We start from the raw sequence: 16,059 nt of genomic DNA on the forward strand, positions 1-16,059 counted from the left end.
CATGGCAAAACTAATAGCAGGCTATACATCTCCCGGTATTACCAAGATCCATGCACTTGCTTCTTTTTTGCCTGAATACTCGCATTTTTCACGCATAAGGCCCCTGAGTCCTAAACCGAATGTGGTCATTGGCTGGGGGCTTAAGCCCACAAGTGACGGCGCGCGTAATTATGCCTCTCGTCATAGCCTACCGTATGTCGCTCTAGAGGATGGCTTTCTTCGTTCTTTAGGACTAGGCGTTGAAGGCTATCAGCCTCATAGCATGGTCGTCGATTATACGGGCATCTATTATGACGCCTCTCGACCTAGTGATTTAGAAAACTGGCTCAACCATGCCACGTTTGATGCTGAAGAACTTGCCCAAGCCACGCGCTGTATTGAGCAACTATCGCGTTATCGCTTATCGAAATACAACCACGCACCTGATTATTCGCTTCCCATTGCTGAAACCATCAATGCTAAAACCAACAATGCTGAAACCAACAACGTATTAGTGGTGGATCAAACCGCAGGTGATGCTTCTATTCACCATGGTGGTGCGGATGCAGACAGTTTTCAGCAAATGTTAGACTGCGCTTTAAATAACCATCCTGATGCCGATATTTTTATCAAAGTACATCCTGATGTTATCGCAGGCAAAAAGCAGGGGCATTTAGCAGGGGGTCATGAAAACCCTCGCTGCCATATCGTTAGCGACAACATTAACCCTTGGGCACTATTCGACAAGGTTAAAACCGTTTATGTGGTGACAAGCCAATTAGGTTTCGAAGCACTGATGGCAGGCAAACAAGTGCACTGCTTTGGTCTCCCCTTCTATGCAGGCTGGGGGTTAACCCATGATCAGCTCAGTTGCACGCGCCGCAGGGTGACTCGGCGCTTAGAAGAAGTATTTGCCGCCGCCTACCTTCGTTACACTCGGTATGCCAACCCCTACACAGGCAGTGCTGCAACGCTAGAAGAAACAATTGCCCTGATTGCCGACCAAAAGCGCCAGCAAGAGCGCCTGCGTGGCAAATGGCTAGCCTGTGGCTTCTCTTCATGGAAAAAGCGTTTTATTGGCCATTTTCTTGGCCCAGCGGCCACCATCGAATATCAAAAAGAGCTGCCAGCGGCTTTAGCAGTGGATGTTGAAAAACCCAATCTGTTGGTATGGTCCAGTCGTATTAACGATGACTTTAAAACCCGCCACCGCGACCATCTAGCGGCATTATGGCGAATGGAAGACGGCTTCATCCGATCAATCGGTCTTGGGGTAGACCTCGCTCAACCGCTATCCTTGGTCATTGATCGACAGGGCATTTACTACGACCCCAGCCAGCCCAGCGAGCTAGAAACGCTGCTTAACACCGCCGATTTCAGCGATGACTTATTAGAGCGAGCGGCACACCTGCGCGAACGGTTGGTCGCATTAAAGCTTTCCAAATATAATGTACCGGGAAAGGAAGTCATTGAATTACCCGCCAATAAGCACATTATTTTGGTGCCTGGCCAGGTAGAAAGCGATGCGTCAATTGCAACAGGTTCACCAGAGATTAGGACTAATAGTGCGCTGTTAAAGGCCGTACGACATGCCAATCCTAATGCTTTTATTGTTTACAAAGCCCACCCTGATGTAATCACCGGCGCACGCATCGGAGCACTCGATACCAACGCCAAACGCCTGTATGATCTCGATGCCAGCCATATCGATATCACTGTGCTGCTAGCACGCGTTGATGCCGTGCATACTATGAGTTCGCTCACCGGCTTTGAAGCACTGCTTCGTCGGCGCCAAGTGTGCACCTATGGCCTCCCGTTTTACGCAGGCTGGGGATTAACCCAGGACGCCATGCACTGCCCAAGACGAAACCGGGCTTTATCATTGGATGCGTTAGTAGCAGGAACTCTGCTTCTGTACCCCAACTACGTCGACCCCGACTCTCGGCAGCTGTGTAATGCTGAAACGGTAGTCAGCCTGTTGGAGCAGGCTAAATTAGAACAAGTTAAGTCTCATAAACATATGCTTACATGGAAGCAGCGATTATACCGCTGCTATCGTAACTTATTTATTGGAAGTCATTAAGTTGAAGCAAAAGCGTGCATTCTTATTTTTACAAGGCGTCTGCTCGCCCTTCTACCAGCGTCTAGCCCGCCGGCTCACCGACGACGGCCACCGCGTGGTAAAGGTTAACTTCAACGCTGGCGATATCATCTACTGGCAGCGCACCCACAGCCAGAACCATTTGTTTCGCGGCCAACTAAGCGAGCTTCCAGCTTATATTCAGTCGCTATGGCAACGTTACGACATTACCGACCAAGTACTGTTCGGTGATCGCCGACCGATTCACCGCCCAGCCGTTGACTTAGCGCCCGCCGCAGGCATTCGCACACACGTCTTTGAAGAAGGCTACTTTCGCCCGTTCTGGGTCACGCTTGAACGCGAGGGCGTTAATGGTCACTCTCTGCTGCCTAGAGACCCTAAGTGGTTTTTCGAAACGGGCAAGGCTCTGCCCAAACTCCCTGCACCGGTTCGCTTTCGCTCCTCTTTTAAAATCCGTGCTGCTCACGACATGTGCTATCACCTGGCGGGGTTAGCGAATCCGCTGGTGGCTCCCCACTATCGTAATCATGCGCCCATCACTGCACCGGTAGAGTATGCAGGCTACGCCAAACGCTTTACCTTACTTCGGCATTGGAAAAAGCGCGATGCAGAGCGGATTAAAAACCTGATAGAAGGCGGAAAGTCTTATTTTATGTTGCCGCTGCAACTCAACACCGATGCGCAAATTCGCGACCATTCACCTTATTCCAATATGGAAGAAGTGATGGATCATGTGATGGGATCATTTGCTCTCAACGCCCCTAGCGACGCCCTCCTGTGCATAAAAAACCACCCACTCGACATGGGGCTGGTTAATTACCCAAACATTATTAAAAGGCTGGAAGATTTTTACGGCCTGCAGGGGCGTATCGTTTACCTGGAGTCTGGCAACCTCAATCCATTGCTGAAACACGCTACGGGCACCGTTACAGTGAACAGCACGGTCGGCATTGTTTCCCTTGAAAAACAGTGTCCCACCTTTGCGCTCAGCGACCCCATTTACAATTTGGCGGGCCTCACCTACGAAGGCTCTCTAGACGAGTTCTGGCACCAGCCGCCGCGCCCCAGTGAGGCGCTATTTAGCTATTTTCGCAACACTGTCATGTACACCACGCAGATTAATGGTGGCTTTTACTGCCAGCCCAGTATCGATTTAGCAGTGAACAATGCTGCGCGTATACTAGAAGCCTGCCCTTCACCGCTGGAGAAGTTGCTGTGAGCGCTGGCGTAACGACACCTCTCTCTTCTCACCCCCCCCGCTGCGTGCTGATTACGGGTGCCACCGGCGCAATAGGCGGGGCGCTAGCCCATGCTTACGCAACCCTTAATACGCACTTGGTGCTACATGGCCGCAACCAGCAGGCGCTTGAAGCGTTGGCACTGATGTGTCGAGAAAAAGGCGCACAGGTGTCGCTCTCATCGGCCAGTCTAACAGACGAAACCGAACTCAACGCCTGGCTTGATGCGCTATGTGCCGAACACGTTCCCGATATTGTGATTGCCAATGCGGGTATTAATACTCATCCAAGCGCAACCACACTAGAACCGTGGGACGAGGTTCAAGCGCTATTAGATATCAACTTGAAAGCACCGATGGCAATGGCGCAGCGGCTGGTCCCTGCCATGCAAGCGCGGGGCAGCGGCCAGTTGGTGTTTATTAGCTCATTGGCGGGCTGGCACGGCCTACCGACAACGCCAAGCTACAGCGCCAGCAAAGCGGGCATCAAAGCCTACGGAGAAGGCCTAAGAGGCTTGCTTGAGCCTCATGGCATTGGTGTGACCGTTGTCATGCCTGGCTACGTCACCTCCGCCATGTGCAATGCTATGCCTGGGCCTAAGCCTTGGGAGTGGTCGCCAGAGCGAGCCGCTAACGCCATACAGCGTGGCATTACCACTAACCGCGCCCGAATCAGCTTCCCTTTCCCCCTGAATTTCGGTACTTGGTGGCTGGCCGTTCTACCTGCTGGCATTTCTCAATGGCTCGTTAAACGCTTTGGCTTTAATCATACCGGGGGCGTGTAGCGTGGCGTTCTTTCTATCATCCACGTTTGTTAGCCCACTGTTAGTAGGCTTGTTAGGTAGCTTGTTATTCGAGGCACTGCTAAGCCCTCGTCCGCGACCGTTTTGGAAGCGTGGTGTAGCCGCCAATATCCTGCACCTTGGTAGCTGGTTACTGCTATTTGGCACCTTTATTCTGCTGCTACAGCGCCCTTGGTTTGCTGTTGTGTTTATCTTATCGCTGCAACTTGTGGTCGTGCAGTCCAGCAATACCAAATCACGCACGCTGAACGAACCTTTTATTTGTCACGATTTTGAATACTTTTGGGATGCGGTTTTGCACCCACGTCTCTATGTGCCTTTTTTCGGCATTGGCCTCGCTATTGCTGCCAGCAGTGCCGGTGCGGTTGCCATTGGTAGCTTTTTGATATTTGAACCATCGCTGATCCGCCAATGGGGCGGCACCGTATTTCTAATGAATAGCCTAATGCTGATAGCCGCTGGCGCGTTACTCGTTTGGCTGGGGTGGCGAAAACTGCCGTCAGTCTCATTGAACCCTGTCATGGATCTAGATCAGCTGGGACTATTTTCTAGTCTTTGGGCATATGGTATCGCCTTGGCACACTCCCAACCGCCCACGCCCGACGCATCGCCCTTTCAGCCACTTTCTCAGCCACTTTCTCAGCCACTTTCTCAGCAGCGCCTTGAGCTAGACGCCGATGCGGCAAAGCCAAACGTTGTGTTGGTGCAGAGTGAATCGTTTTTTGATCCTCGCCCATGGTGTAGCGAGATTGCCGCTGACTTATTGCCGAATTATGATGCTACCTGCAAAGAAGCTATCGTAAAGGGAGCACTGAATGTGCCCGCATGGGGCGCAAACACCGTGCGAACCGAATGCGCCGTTTTAACGGGCATTGCGCCTAATGCATGGGGGGCGCGCCAATTTAACCCTTACCGCACGCTGTCACGCCACACACTACCCAGCATTGCGAGTGCATTTAAGGCCCAAGGGTATCGAACTGTTTGTGTTCACCCCTACCCGGCTACCTTCTATATGCGTGACAGCGTTATTCCAATACTGGGCTTTGAGACGTTTATCGACATTAGCGCATTCGAAAGCCAGGATAAGCATGGCCAGTACATTGGTGACCAAGCCGTTGCACGAAAAGTTGGACGCCTGCTTGAAGATAACGATAATAGGCCTCTCTTTGTGTTTGTGATTACCATGGAGAATCACGGCCCTTTACACTTAGAAGCACCGGAAAAGGCTAGGGTAGCGTCAACATTGCCTACTGCACCGTGGCCGCTACCGCATCATTTACGGGATTTAGCTGTTTACCTGCACCATTTGGGTGAATCAGATAAAATGCTTGGAAGCGTTAAAGCAGCGCTAAACTCTGCTATAAGACCAGGGCTGCTGGGCTGGTACGGTGACCACGTACCCATACTGCCTGACGCCTATAGGCACTTTTCGCCTCCTGCTAGCAGCACCCCGTACATGATATGGTCAACGGAAATAGATCGTAATTTGCACGACAAGCCGCCCATTGAGCGCGCGTCGTGCACGCTGGAAGCAAACGAACTTGGCGTCTACCTATTTAAACGAGCGTTTGGACGCGATATAAGTAGCGATGTGATCAAGGCAGAACCAGAACCTCAGGAGCAAGAATGACTAAACGCGTTGCCATTATCGGCGCCGCCCATCGTTTCCCCGGCACCACACCTGAAACGTTCTGGCAGGACCTGCAAGCCGAAAAAGACCTCGTCACCCAAGTGGCCCACGACCGTTGGAGCCATGATGCTTTCTTGCATCCGGACAAACGTCACCCTGGCACCAGCGTCACGTTTGCCGCGGGTAGCCTAGGCGATATAAGCGGATTCGACGCAGAGTTTTTCGGTATTTCGCCTCGTGAAGCGGCGAACATGGACCCGCAACAGCGCATGCTGCTAGAGCTTACCTGGGAAGCCATGGAAAGCGCGGGCATCGTGCCTAGCACCCTGCGTGGTAGCCAGTGCGGCGTTTTCGTTGGCGTCGCCAGTCTTGATTACTCTTATCGCCTGGCCGATGACATGTCGGCGATCGATGCCTCGACAGCGACAGGTAATACATCAAGTATCGCCTCTAATCGGCTTTCTTATGTCTTTGATCTGCATGGCCCCAGCATGTCGCTGGATACCGCCTGCTCATCTTCCATGGTGGCGTTCCACCAAGCGTGCCAATCGATTCGCAGCGGCGAAACCAATATGGCGTTAGCAGGTGGCATCAGCCTGCACCTGCACCCCTATGGTTTTATTATTTTCTCGAAGGCCAGCATGCTCTCGCCCACCGGGCGCTGCCAAGTCTTCGATGAAGCGGGTAATGGGTACGTGCGCTCCGAAGGTGCCGGGCTATTTTTGCTAAAGGATTATGATCAAGCAGTAGCCGATGGCGATAACATCCTGGCCGTGGTGGCAGGCTCAGCAGTTAACACTGATGGCCACAAGTCCGGCCTGACGGTACCCAACCCCAGCGCGCAAATTGAGTTAATGCGCCGTGCCTACGAACAGGCAGGCATTTCGCCAGACGAAATCGACTACCTTGAAGCTCACGGCACTGGCACCGCTGTTGGCGACCCGATTGAAACTCGGGCTATCGGCGAAGCACTCGGCAAACACCGTAAAACACCGCTGCTGATTGGCTCAGTGAAAAGTAATCTCGGCCATTTAGAAACGGCGTCAGGCGTTGCCGGGCTGGCTAAGGCGCTATACAGCCTGCAGCACCGTGAAGTGCCCGCCACCATTGGCATACGCAATCTGAATCCACGCATCAAATTTGATGAGTGGAACATTAGCGTTGTCACCAAAGCCCAAGCACTCAAAAAACAGGGCCGTTTGGTCATCGGCGTTAACTCCTTTGGCTTTGGCGGTGCCAACGCTCACGTCATACTGGAAAGCGCCCCCGAAAAAGCACCGACATCTCGCCAAGTACCCGATGCTGCGCTACCCATTCTTATTAGCGCACGAAGCCAGGAAGCACTGGCGGCTAATGCCAGTGAATTAGCGAGCTACCTGCGCGAGAGCAATCATGCTTTCTATGATATCGCCCATACGCTGAGCAGCCACCGTGAGCAACACACGTTTGGCGCGCTCTGTTTCGCCCAAACGCCAGACGCCGCCGCCAGTGCGCTCAGCCAGTTTGCCGAAGGTGAAAACAACGGCGTTGTGACACTTGAGCGCTTAGCTAACGCTCGCGGCCCTGTGTTTGTTTACGACGGTAACGGCTGCCAATGGGAAACCATGGGCCGCGACCTGTTAGACAGCGAACCAGCGTTTAGTGACGCTATTGATCGTGTGGATGCCCTGTTCCAGAAACATGGCGATTTTTCGCTGCGTGACGAACTCGCGGGCCGTAACCAGGAAGAAGCCAGTGGCGGCCGTTTTGAGCGCACTGAGATCGCTCAACCGGCTCTGTTTGCACTGCAAGTCGCGTTAACCGAATGGCTTAAATCCAAAGGCATCATGCCTACTGCAGTCTTTGGCCACAGTGTTGGCGAAGTTGCTGCCGCGTGGGCGTCCGGCGCATTAACGCTAGAAGACGCCGTTAAGGTTATTTACTATCGTAGTTTCTACCAAGGCAAAACCCGTGGCCTTGGTGAAATGACGGCCGTTGCTATGAGCGCGGAAGAAATCGCCCCTTGGCTTGAAAAGCCTGAGTTTAGCAACATCAGCTTGGCAGGCATTAACAGCCCCAAAGGCATTACCTTAGCGGGTGATCGAGACCAATTAAGCGCCATTGAAGCAGCCCTTAGCGAGCAGAGCACCTTTGCGAAGCGCCTACCGTTGGATTACGCCTTCCACAGCCCCGCTATGGACAGCATCAAAGCAGGCGTCGTGGAAGCGTTAGCTGACATTCGTCCCCACACCACGCAGATTCCTTATGTGTCCACTGTGACGGGCACCATCAGTGAAGGCACACAGTTGGATGCCCATTACTGGTGGCTCAATATTCGTGAACCCGTCCTGTTTGATAGCGCCGCTACAGTGCTTATTGAGCAGGGTTACAATGTGTTTGTGGAAGTCGGTGCCCACCCTATCCTGCGCCGCTATCTGAACGAGTCTTTGCGCCAGCAAGAGCGCAGTGGATTAGTGCTAGGTACTATTGAGCGCCATATGCCGGGCGTAGACGGTTTAACTCGCTGCCTCGGCCAGTTGCTGCTAAGTGGATTAGCCCTTGATAACCATCACTTCTTCCCCGTAGAAGGCGAGCGGGTACTGCTGCCACGCTACGCTTGGCAGCGCACTCAGCTTTGGGTGCAAGGCACCAATGATGGCCAAGGGCTGCTTTCCCGTTATTATCAGCATCCGCTACTTGGCTACCCATTGGCGCAGCAGGATCACACCTGGGAAAGCCAGTTGGATACCAAACGCCAGCCATGGCTGGCCGACCACGTTGTCGGCGAAGGCGCAGTCTTCCCCGGCGCGGGGTTTGTGGAGCTTACGCTAGCAGCGGCCCTGCAGCAGAAAGATACACCGATTTTAGACATTGAAGAGCTGGAAATTCGCGCCCCGTTATTACTGGATGGCCCCAATGGCCGCACCATGCGGTTAACGCTGGACCCAGACGACGGACGCTTAGCCATCCACTCCCGCGAGCCAGCCACCGGTAGCGAATGGCAGTTGAATGCTGTCGCCCGACGCATGCGCGAAAGCCGAGGCTTCTTGCTCAACCGAAAAGCGCCAAACCTGCCTAGCCGCACGCCAGACTATACCCTGGTCGAGCACTTGCAGATGGCCGAACGTATCGGACTGCATTACGGGCCGGCGTTCCAAGCCATTAGCCGTGGCTGGATCGAAGGCGACAGCGTCATAGGGGAAATTACCCTATCTGATAGTGTTCAGTCGCAGCTCGATACGCTCCACGTTCATCCGGGCATTCTGGACAGTGCTTTCCAGATGTTCATTCCGCTGCTGGCTCAGCACAACGAGTTTGCAGCGCAACTAGCCTTCGTGCCGGTTCGTGTTGGGCGCATCCAGGTTAACGCTGAAGCCGGTGCCCCCGTGTTAGCACGAGCAGTGATGGGTAAACGCGCGCCCCACTCCTTCACCGCCGACTTCGAACTGTATGACGCTGCCGGGAACGCCGTGGCCGTGCTCAGCGAAACCCGCTTTAAGGCGATTCGCTTGAACCGCGCTCACCATCAGCACTTTAGCTATCTGGATGTTGAGTTAACGCCCGCCCCGCTAAACGCGACGACGCTTTCGCTGCCAGGCAGTGCACTCGCTCGACTGGCTGGGCTAAGCAATGCGTTTACCGCCAGCACCGGTCAGCGCTATGCCCAAGAAGTGTCACCGCTACTCGACAGCCTGAGCGAAGCCTTTGCTGGCGTTAATGTTAACGGCGGTGAAGATCAGCTCGCACCGGAAACCATTTGGCAGTTACTGGTGCAGGATTATCCCGATTATTTTGCCCCTATTCATATGGTGGGGCGTTTAGGGCTTCACCGTGAGCAACTTAACAGCGGCAATGACACGCTTGAAAGCCTAGGCATTACCACTGAGCACCTAGCAGGTATTAATCGCGTCCTTATCGGCGAAAATGGCTGGCAAGTATTAGCTGCCGAGCTTGGTGCATTAATGGAAGCCACGCTAGCCACGCTGCCCACCGCTCAGCGGCTGCAGTTGCTAGAAGCAGGCCCCTGCGCTCCTGCCCTTGGCCAGCGACTGCTCGAACAGTTAGCGAATACGACTATCGCTAAAGATGGGCACCACTACCGTGCCATCACCACCAGCGACACGGCTCGCCATCAGGCGGAACAGCTTCAAGAGCGTTTCCCGCTGATGGATATCCAGCCGCTGGAAGATTCGCTGCCGACACTTAGCAATGCAGAGAAAGCCCAACTGGCGTTTATCAGCGTAGACGTGACCCAGCCTGAGCGCACCCGCCAGTTGATTGAAGCGTTGCCAGGCCAGCTTGCACCAAGTGCTCAGGTAATGGTGATCGGTGTTCACCCAAGCCGCTGGCTTGATGATTTACTGGCCACACCCGGCATCGACCAAACCGCCCTGGAACAAGACACTCTCATTGAGTGGTTAGCGCAACAAGGTCTCAGCGTTTCACCGCCGGTTGAGCTGGAAGAAAATGGTGCTTACCTATTGCATGGCCAATACGCAGCAGATAATGACTCGCTGACACAAACGGCAGCAGAAGCTTACCATTTGATTGTCTCTGACGCTGAGCACGAAGCACTTGCCGCCCAGCTTGCAGAGCGGTTAGGCACCGCCAACACATGGCTAACCGTCAGCGATGCCGCTCCGCAAGCACTGTTAAATACAGCGCTAGGAGAGCATCAAGATGCACCTGCCGCACTCAATGTGGTTGATCTACGTGGGCTAAAGGGCTGTACAACCGCCGCTCAAACCCAACGTTGCTACACGGCACAGCAGTGGTCACTGGCATTAGAAGCAAGCGGGCTTGAAAGCCTAGGCAGCCGTGTCACGCTTTGGCTGCCGACCCAGGAAGCCAGCATCGGCGATGACGCCGCGCTATGGGGCTTTGGCCGCTCTCTAGCAAATGAAGCCGTTGGCCATAGCGTCACGTTGATCGACCTGCCAGATACACCCAGCGATGCGACGTTAAACACGTTTGCAGCGTCACTTACTGCGCCAGATAGTGAAAACGAGCTGGTAATAACGGTTGAAGGCGAGCGATTTGCGACACGCCTTCGCACGTTGCCTGCGCCTCACCCGGTCAAGCAGGCAAGTGCTGCGCCTCATCAAGCAATGACGCTGGGCTTTGCCCTACCAGGGCAATTACGTCAGCTGCAGTGGCGGCCACGCCCACTGCCTGAACTTGGCTCGGATGAAGTGGAAATTCGTGTCAAAGCGACCGGACTCAACTTCCGCGATGTCATGTACACCCTTGGCTTACTGTCTGATGAAGCGATTGAAAATGGCTTCGCTGGCCCGACTTTGGGGCTTGAGTTCTCGGGAGAGGTGCTGGCAGTTGGCACCAATGTTAAGCACGTTGCGCCCGGCCAAGCGGTTGTCGGCTTTGGGCCTGCCAGTTTTAGCGATCGTCTCATTGCCAACCAGCATGCCGTCGCGCCTCTGCCAGAGGGCATCAGCTATGCTGCTGCCGCAACAATTCCCACTACGTTCTTCACGGTGTACTACGCGCTGAAACATCTGGCGCGCCTGGAGCCCGGCGAGAAAGTGCTGATTCACGGTGCCGCTGGCGGCGTTGGTATCGCCGCGTTGCAAATTGCCCAGTGGCTGGGTGCCGACATTTACGCCACGGTGGGGTCAGAAGAGAAGCGCGACTTCCTGCGTCTCATGGGTGAAGAGCGCATTTACGACTCCCGCTCGCTGACGTTTGCCGAAGAGATCCTAGAAGACACGCAAGGCGAAGGCGTGGATATAGTACTGAACTCGCTGGCAGGCGAAGCGATTAACCAAAACCTCCGTGCCTTGCGCCCGTTTGGTCGCTTCCTGGAACTAGGTAAACGTGACTTCTATGAAAACACTCATATTGGTCTTCGTCCGTTCCGCAACAACTTAAGCTACTTTGGCATCGACTCTGACCAGTTGATGAAGGTGCAGCCTGCCCTCACCCAGCGCCTGTTCGGTGAAATGATGGCGCTATTTAACGATGGCACACTCAGTCCGCTGCCATTCACGGCGTTTAGTCACAACCAAGTGATTGATGCCTTCCGTTATATGCAGCAAGCACGCCAGATCGGCAAAGTTGTGGTGACCTATGAGCAACCCATTGCACCGCCGCGTAACGAACTATTAGGCACCGGCGCTATGACACTCGCTACCGACGCCAGCTATCTAGTGACCGGTGGTTTGGGTGGCTTTGGCCTAAAAACCGCCCAATGGTTAGTCAGCAAAGGCGCACGACAGCTTGTTCTACTTAGTCGAAGCGGCCCCGCTAGCGATGAAGCCCAGGCCGCGATGACTGCCTTTGAAGCCCAAGGCGTGAAGGTACTGGCTGCAGCCTGTGATATTACTGATTACGATGCGCTAGCAAGCGTTATGGAACGCGTGCAACGCGAACTTAGTCCGCTGCGTGGCATCGTGCATGCCGCAACAGTGATCGACGATGGCTTGATTCGTAACTTAGATGCCGAGCGTATTCAAAAGGTGCTCGCTCCTAAAATCGACGGTGCTCGTCACCTGGACGCCCTCACCCGCGACATTGAGCTGGACTTCTTTGTGCTCTACTCTTCGGCGACCACGCTATTCGGTAATCCTGGACAGGCCAATTACGTCGCCGCCAACCACTGGCTAGAAGCTTTTGCTGCCCGCCGCCGTGCCGCTGGCCTAGCGGCTACCTGCGTACGCTGGGGGGCGATTGAAGATGTCGGCTTCCTGGCACGCAACACGCGCACCCGAGATGCGCTGCAAGAGCGCTTAGGCGGTTCTGCACTTCGCTCGGATGACGCCCTCAACGTGCTTGAGCAAATGCTGCTGACCCCAGGGCCAAGCCTTGGTGTTCTTGAGCTTGAGTGGGGTGCACTTGCACGCTTCTTACCCACCGCCCAGGCACCACGGTTTAACGAAATTGCCCGCGCCAGCGATGATGACGGCAGCGTTGACCACGATGATGATATCAGCGCGCTACTGGCCGACCTCTCGCCGGAAGAGTTGCATAGCACTATTACTGATCTACTGCGTGCAGAGCTGGCTAGTATCCTGCTGATTGATGAAGAGAAAATCGACATCAATCGCTCGGTGTACGATATGGGCTTTGATTCACTCATGGGCGTTGAATTGATGACCGCTATCGAGAACCGCCTAAACGTGCAAGTGCCGGTGATGGTGCTGAGTGAAGCGTCAACGTTGAACAAGCTGGCAGGTGTGCTGATTCAAAAGTTACATCAGCATGACAATGATGTTGAAGAAGCGCCACAAGATGCGTTAGCCTCTCTGGCCGCCCGCCACGGGGCGGACGGGCTCAATAATGAGACGGCTTCAACATCGACCACCGAGACACCATGACCGTAAAGCGCTCTGAACTGAAACGACAGCTGCTGGAACAGGCACGCAAGCGCCCAACGCCCCGTGCCGCCAGTACCCAAGCGCCTGCTAACTTAGGCGCTGAGGCCACTCGGACTGTTCCCGAGCGCTTTACACGATTTGATGCCCACCCGGGTTATCAACAGCTAGTCATGATGCGCCAGGGTGCAAAACAGCTAGGGGTGATAGACCCGTTCTTTAAAGTCCATGATGGCCTCGCGGGTGCTACCAGCGTGATTGATGGGCATGTGTGCCTTAATTTCGCCAGTTACAACTACCTGGGTTACTCCGGTGACCCACGGGTTGTTCAAGCGGCATCTGACGCCGCAGCTCACTACGGCACCTCCGTCTCTGCCAGTCGCGTGGTATCAGGTGAGCGCCCTATTCACGGTGAACTAGAGAAAGCGATCGCCAATATTTATGGTGTTGAAGACGCAGTAGCGTTTGTCAGCGGTCACGCGACAAATGTGTCTACCCTTGGTTATCTATTAGGCCCGAAAGACCTCGTGCTTCACGACGAGTACATCCACAACAGCTCATTGGTCGGCGCGCAGCTGTCAGGCGCAAAGCGCATGTCCTTTAGTCATAACGACCCTGCCGCACTCGACGCGCTGTTAAGTCGTCATCGCCATCAATTTGAACGCGTTCTTGTGGTCATTGAAGGGCTTTACAGCATGGATGGCGACATCCCCGACCTACCCCGCTTTATTGAACTAAAGCAACGCCATCAGGCTTGGTTGATGGTCGATGAAGCGCATTCGTTTGGCGTCATGGGCGACACTGGCCTAGGCTTAAGAGAGCACTTTGCGATTGACCCAACCGATGTCGATATCTGGATGGGTACGATGAGCAAAACGCTATCAGGCTGCGGGGGCTATATCGCAGGCAATAAAGCGCTGGTCGAAACACTGCGCTACTTTGCACCCGGTTTTCTTTACAGCGTCGGCATGCCCGCCCAAGTGGCCGCGCCTTCACTTAAAGTACTGGAATTGATGCCCCAGGAAACCGAGCGCGTTACCCAGCTACAGGCTATTTCGCGCTACTTCCTAGAGCAGGCTCAAGCGAGAGGAATGGACACCGGCCACAGTATCGGCTCTGCCGTCGTGCCCGTTATTGTAGGAAGCTCGCCGCTCGCGGCTCACCTCTCCCACGCACTGCTTGCGCAGCACATTAACGTGCAGCCTATTCTGTATCCTGCGGTTCCCGAGAAAAGCGCTCGGCTGCGTTTTTTTCTTTCCTGTGAACACACCAAAGACCATATTGACCAAACGCTGGATGCACTCGCGCTACTGCTCGCCAATGCCAAAGGGTGATTTATGGATGAATTCGAAACCCAAGCAGAGTGGATTAAACCCTGCTGGTATGTAATTCAATGCAAAGGTGGTGAGTCATTTCGCGCCGCTGAACACCTCACCAATCAAGGATACGAAGTGTTCCACCCAGTGCTGAACGCCAAACGTAAGCGCCAAGGCAAGCTTTCACTGGTGACCGAGCCACTTTTCCCCTATTACCTGTTTATCCGGCTGGATCAAACCGTCAGCAACTGGCGGCCAATTCGCTCCACCCGCGGGGTACTGCGCCTACTCACCTTTGGCAACACGCCCATTGCCGTGCCAGATGCACTAGTAGACACCCTACGCGCACAGCCGCATCACCAGGAAGGCAGCCACAGCTACTTCTGCGCAGGGGAAACAGTGACGATCACCGACGGCCCCTTCAAAGATTTAGAAGCCGTCTTCAAACGGTGTAAAGGCGAAGAGCGCGCTATCGTGCTGCTTAACGTGCTACAACGCCCACAGGATGTCGAGATTTCAGTCGACAACCTACAGAAAAAATAACCCGTTGCCCGAGGCAAAACAGCACCTCGGGCAGGGAAACATCACATGCTCTGGTCAACCACTTCCTCAGCACTCAATCCGTCTTCACTATCGACAGCATCGAGCTGCTCCAAGAAGAAGCCGCGCGCGGCTTCACCGTTAACACCACGCTCCTTAGCCCCGGCCTCCCACTGACTTGGTAGATCTGCAGCTATTTGTTGGAAACGCTCAAGTTCTTCGGCCGGCAGCTCCACAAACGTGTTGTCCTGCTCTTTCGCAAACTCGATGCCACGCTCATCTACCACGTCCATCATGTAGCCAAACAAACGAGAAAGTCGTTCTCCCGACACGTCTTCAATGGCCGCACGATCCTCTTCAGACAGCGAGGCCCATGTATCAGGATTGATGACCATCGAGAAACTCCCCCGATAAAAACCACCCGGCATCTGAACGGTGTAGGGCAACACTTCCGCTAGACGAAAACTTTTGAGCCCTTCAAGGGTTAGCATTGCGCCGTCAATAACGCCCTGTGTAGCAGCCTCATAGGTGCTGGCTGGAGGGAGCGCAACACCGGTAAGATCAAGTGCATTCGAAATGTCCGCCATAATGCCGCCACCGATACGAACACGCTTACCGTCTAGGTCGTCAAGGCTATCAATCTCTTCGGTAAGATAAAGAGCGCCAGGTCCATGTACCCCAACCCCAATCACCTCAACCCCTCGGTGCTCATTAGCCTCGGCCAGGAACTCGTTATGGGTGCGCCAATACGCCACCGAGGCAGACTCGGAAGAGAAGTCCTCAAACGTGGGTAGTTCGGGCAGTTTGGTTAGCTCGAAACGGCCCGGCATTAATCCATGAAAAAGCCAGGTAACGTCGGCAACGCCATCTGCGATTAATTCCATTTGAGAGCCCGGCGGGCCCATATCGTGAACAACGTTCACAGTGACGCGCCCTTCGGTAGCTTCCTCTACCCAACTTCCCCATGTCGGCCAAACAATCGTGTTAACACCGTGATTAGGGCCCGCCCAAGTACTAATCTGCAATTCAGTCGCGGCGGCGGCATGTTGTAACGTGCCTAATGCCATCAAGGCAGAAAGCGTTGTCAGTGTGGCGAGTTTTTTCATTATTAATGTCCTCTCGTTCATTAAAGGATTGGCGTGCAAG

General features: G+C 54.3%; 8 protein-coding genes. 7 read left to right on the forward strand and 1 reads right to left on the reverse strand.

All coding sequences use genetic code 11. The features are described from left to right. The first annotated feature begins 1 nt into the window (after nucleotide 1). From B6A39_RS12235 to rfaH, 7 genes are read left to right on the forward strand one after another with little or no spacing between them, the layout of a single operon-like run. The gene (locus B6A39_RS12235) at nucleotides 2-2,062 is read left to right on the forward strand and encodes a capsular polysaccharide biosynthesis protein (protein WP_083006084.1); all 2,061 of its coding nucleotides are present in this window, start codon (nucleotides 2-4) and stop codon (nucleotides 2,060-2,062) included. A gap of 1 nt (nucleotide 2,063) precedes the next feature. Then, nucleotides 2,064-3,299, forward strand: coding sequence for a capsule biosynthesis protein (locus B6A39_RS12240; RefSeq protein WP_083006086.1), 1,236 nt, complete (start codon nucleotides 2,064-2,066; stop codon nucleotides 3,297-3,299). Further along, nucleotides 3,296-4,102: an SDR family NAD(P)-dependent oxidoreductase gene (locus B6A39_RS12245; RefSeq protein ID WP_083006088.1), complete on the forward strand. Its 807-nt coding sequence runs from the start codon at nucleotides 3,296-3,298 to the stop codon at nucleotides 4,100-4,102. Before B6A39_RS12240 ends, B6A39_RS12245 begins: the two co-directional genes overlap by 4 nt. A 1-nt stretch (nucleotide 4,103) precedes the next feature. Continuing rightward, complete coding sequence (locus tag B6A39_RS12250; RefSeq protein WP_083006090.1) at nucleotides 4,104-5,750, forward strand: LTA synthase family protein; 1,647 nt, start codon at nucleotides 4,104-4,106, stop codon at nucleotides 5,748-5,750. Beyond that, entirely contained in the window at nucleotides 5,747-13,060 is a 7,314-nt protein-coding gene (locus B6A39_RS12255) for a type I polyketide synthase (protein WP_083006092.1), read from the forward strand. The genes B6A39_RS12250 and B6A39_RS12255 overlap by 4 nt, the downstream gene beginning before the upstream one ends. Next, the gene (locus tag B6A39_RS12260) at nucleotides 13,057-14,391 is read left to right on the forward strand and encodes an aminotransferase class I/II-fold pyridoxal phosphate-dependent enzyme (RefSeq protein WP_083006094.1); all 1,335 of its coding nucleotides are present in this window, start codon (nucleotides 13,057-13,059) and stop codon (nucleotides 14,389-14,391) included. The genes B6A39_RS12255 and B6A39_RS12260 overlap by 4 nt, the downstream gene beginning before the upstream one ends. A 3-nt stretch (nucleotides 14,392-14,394) precedes the next feature. Then, on the forward strand, nucleotides 14,395-14,916 hold the full coding sequence (gene rfaH, locus B6A39_RS12265; protein ID WP_083006096.1) for a transcription/translation regulatory transformer protein RfaH: 522 nt from the start codon (nucleotides 14,395-14,397) through the stop codon (nucleotides 14,914-14,916). 41 nt (nucleotides 14,917-14,957) lie between these two features. Here the strand turns inward: rfaH and B6A39_RS12270 are convergent, their stop codons facing one another. Then, nucleotides 14,958-16,019, reverse strand: coding sequence for a TRAP transporter substrate-binding protein (locus B6A39_RS12270; RefSeq protein ID WP_083006098.1), 1,062 nt, complete (start codon nucleotides 16,017-16,019; stop codon nucleotides 14,958-14,960). Nucleotides 16,020-16,059: the final 40 nt, after the last annotated feature.

Origin of the sequence: Halomonas sp. GT, assembly GCF_002082565.1 — a bacterium.
GTDB lineage: Bacteria > Pseudomonadota > Gammaproteobacteria > Pseudomonadales > Halomonadaceae > Vreelandella.

Coding starts and splice junctions, on each gene's coding strand:
- B6A39_RS12270 (WP_083006098.1), bottom strand. CDS start 16,019: ATGAAAAAACTCGCCACACTGACAACGCTTTCTGCCTTGATGGCATTA.
- rfaH (WP_083006096.1), top strand. CDS start 14,395: ATGGATGAATTCGAAACCCAAGCAGAGTGGATTAAACCCTGCTGGTAT.
- B6A39_RS12255 (WP_083006092.1), top strand. CDS start 5,747: ATGACTAAACGCGTTGCCATTATCGGCGCCGCCCATCGTTTCCCCGGC.
- B6A39_RS12260 (WP_083006094.1), top strand. CDS start 13,057: ATGACCGTAAAGCGCTCTGAACTGAAACGACAGCTGCTGGAACAGGCA.
- B6A39_RS12235 (WP_083006084.1), top strand. CDS start 2: ATGGCAAAACTAATAGCAGGCTATACATCTCCCGGTATTACCAAGATC.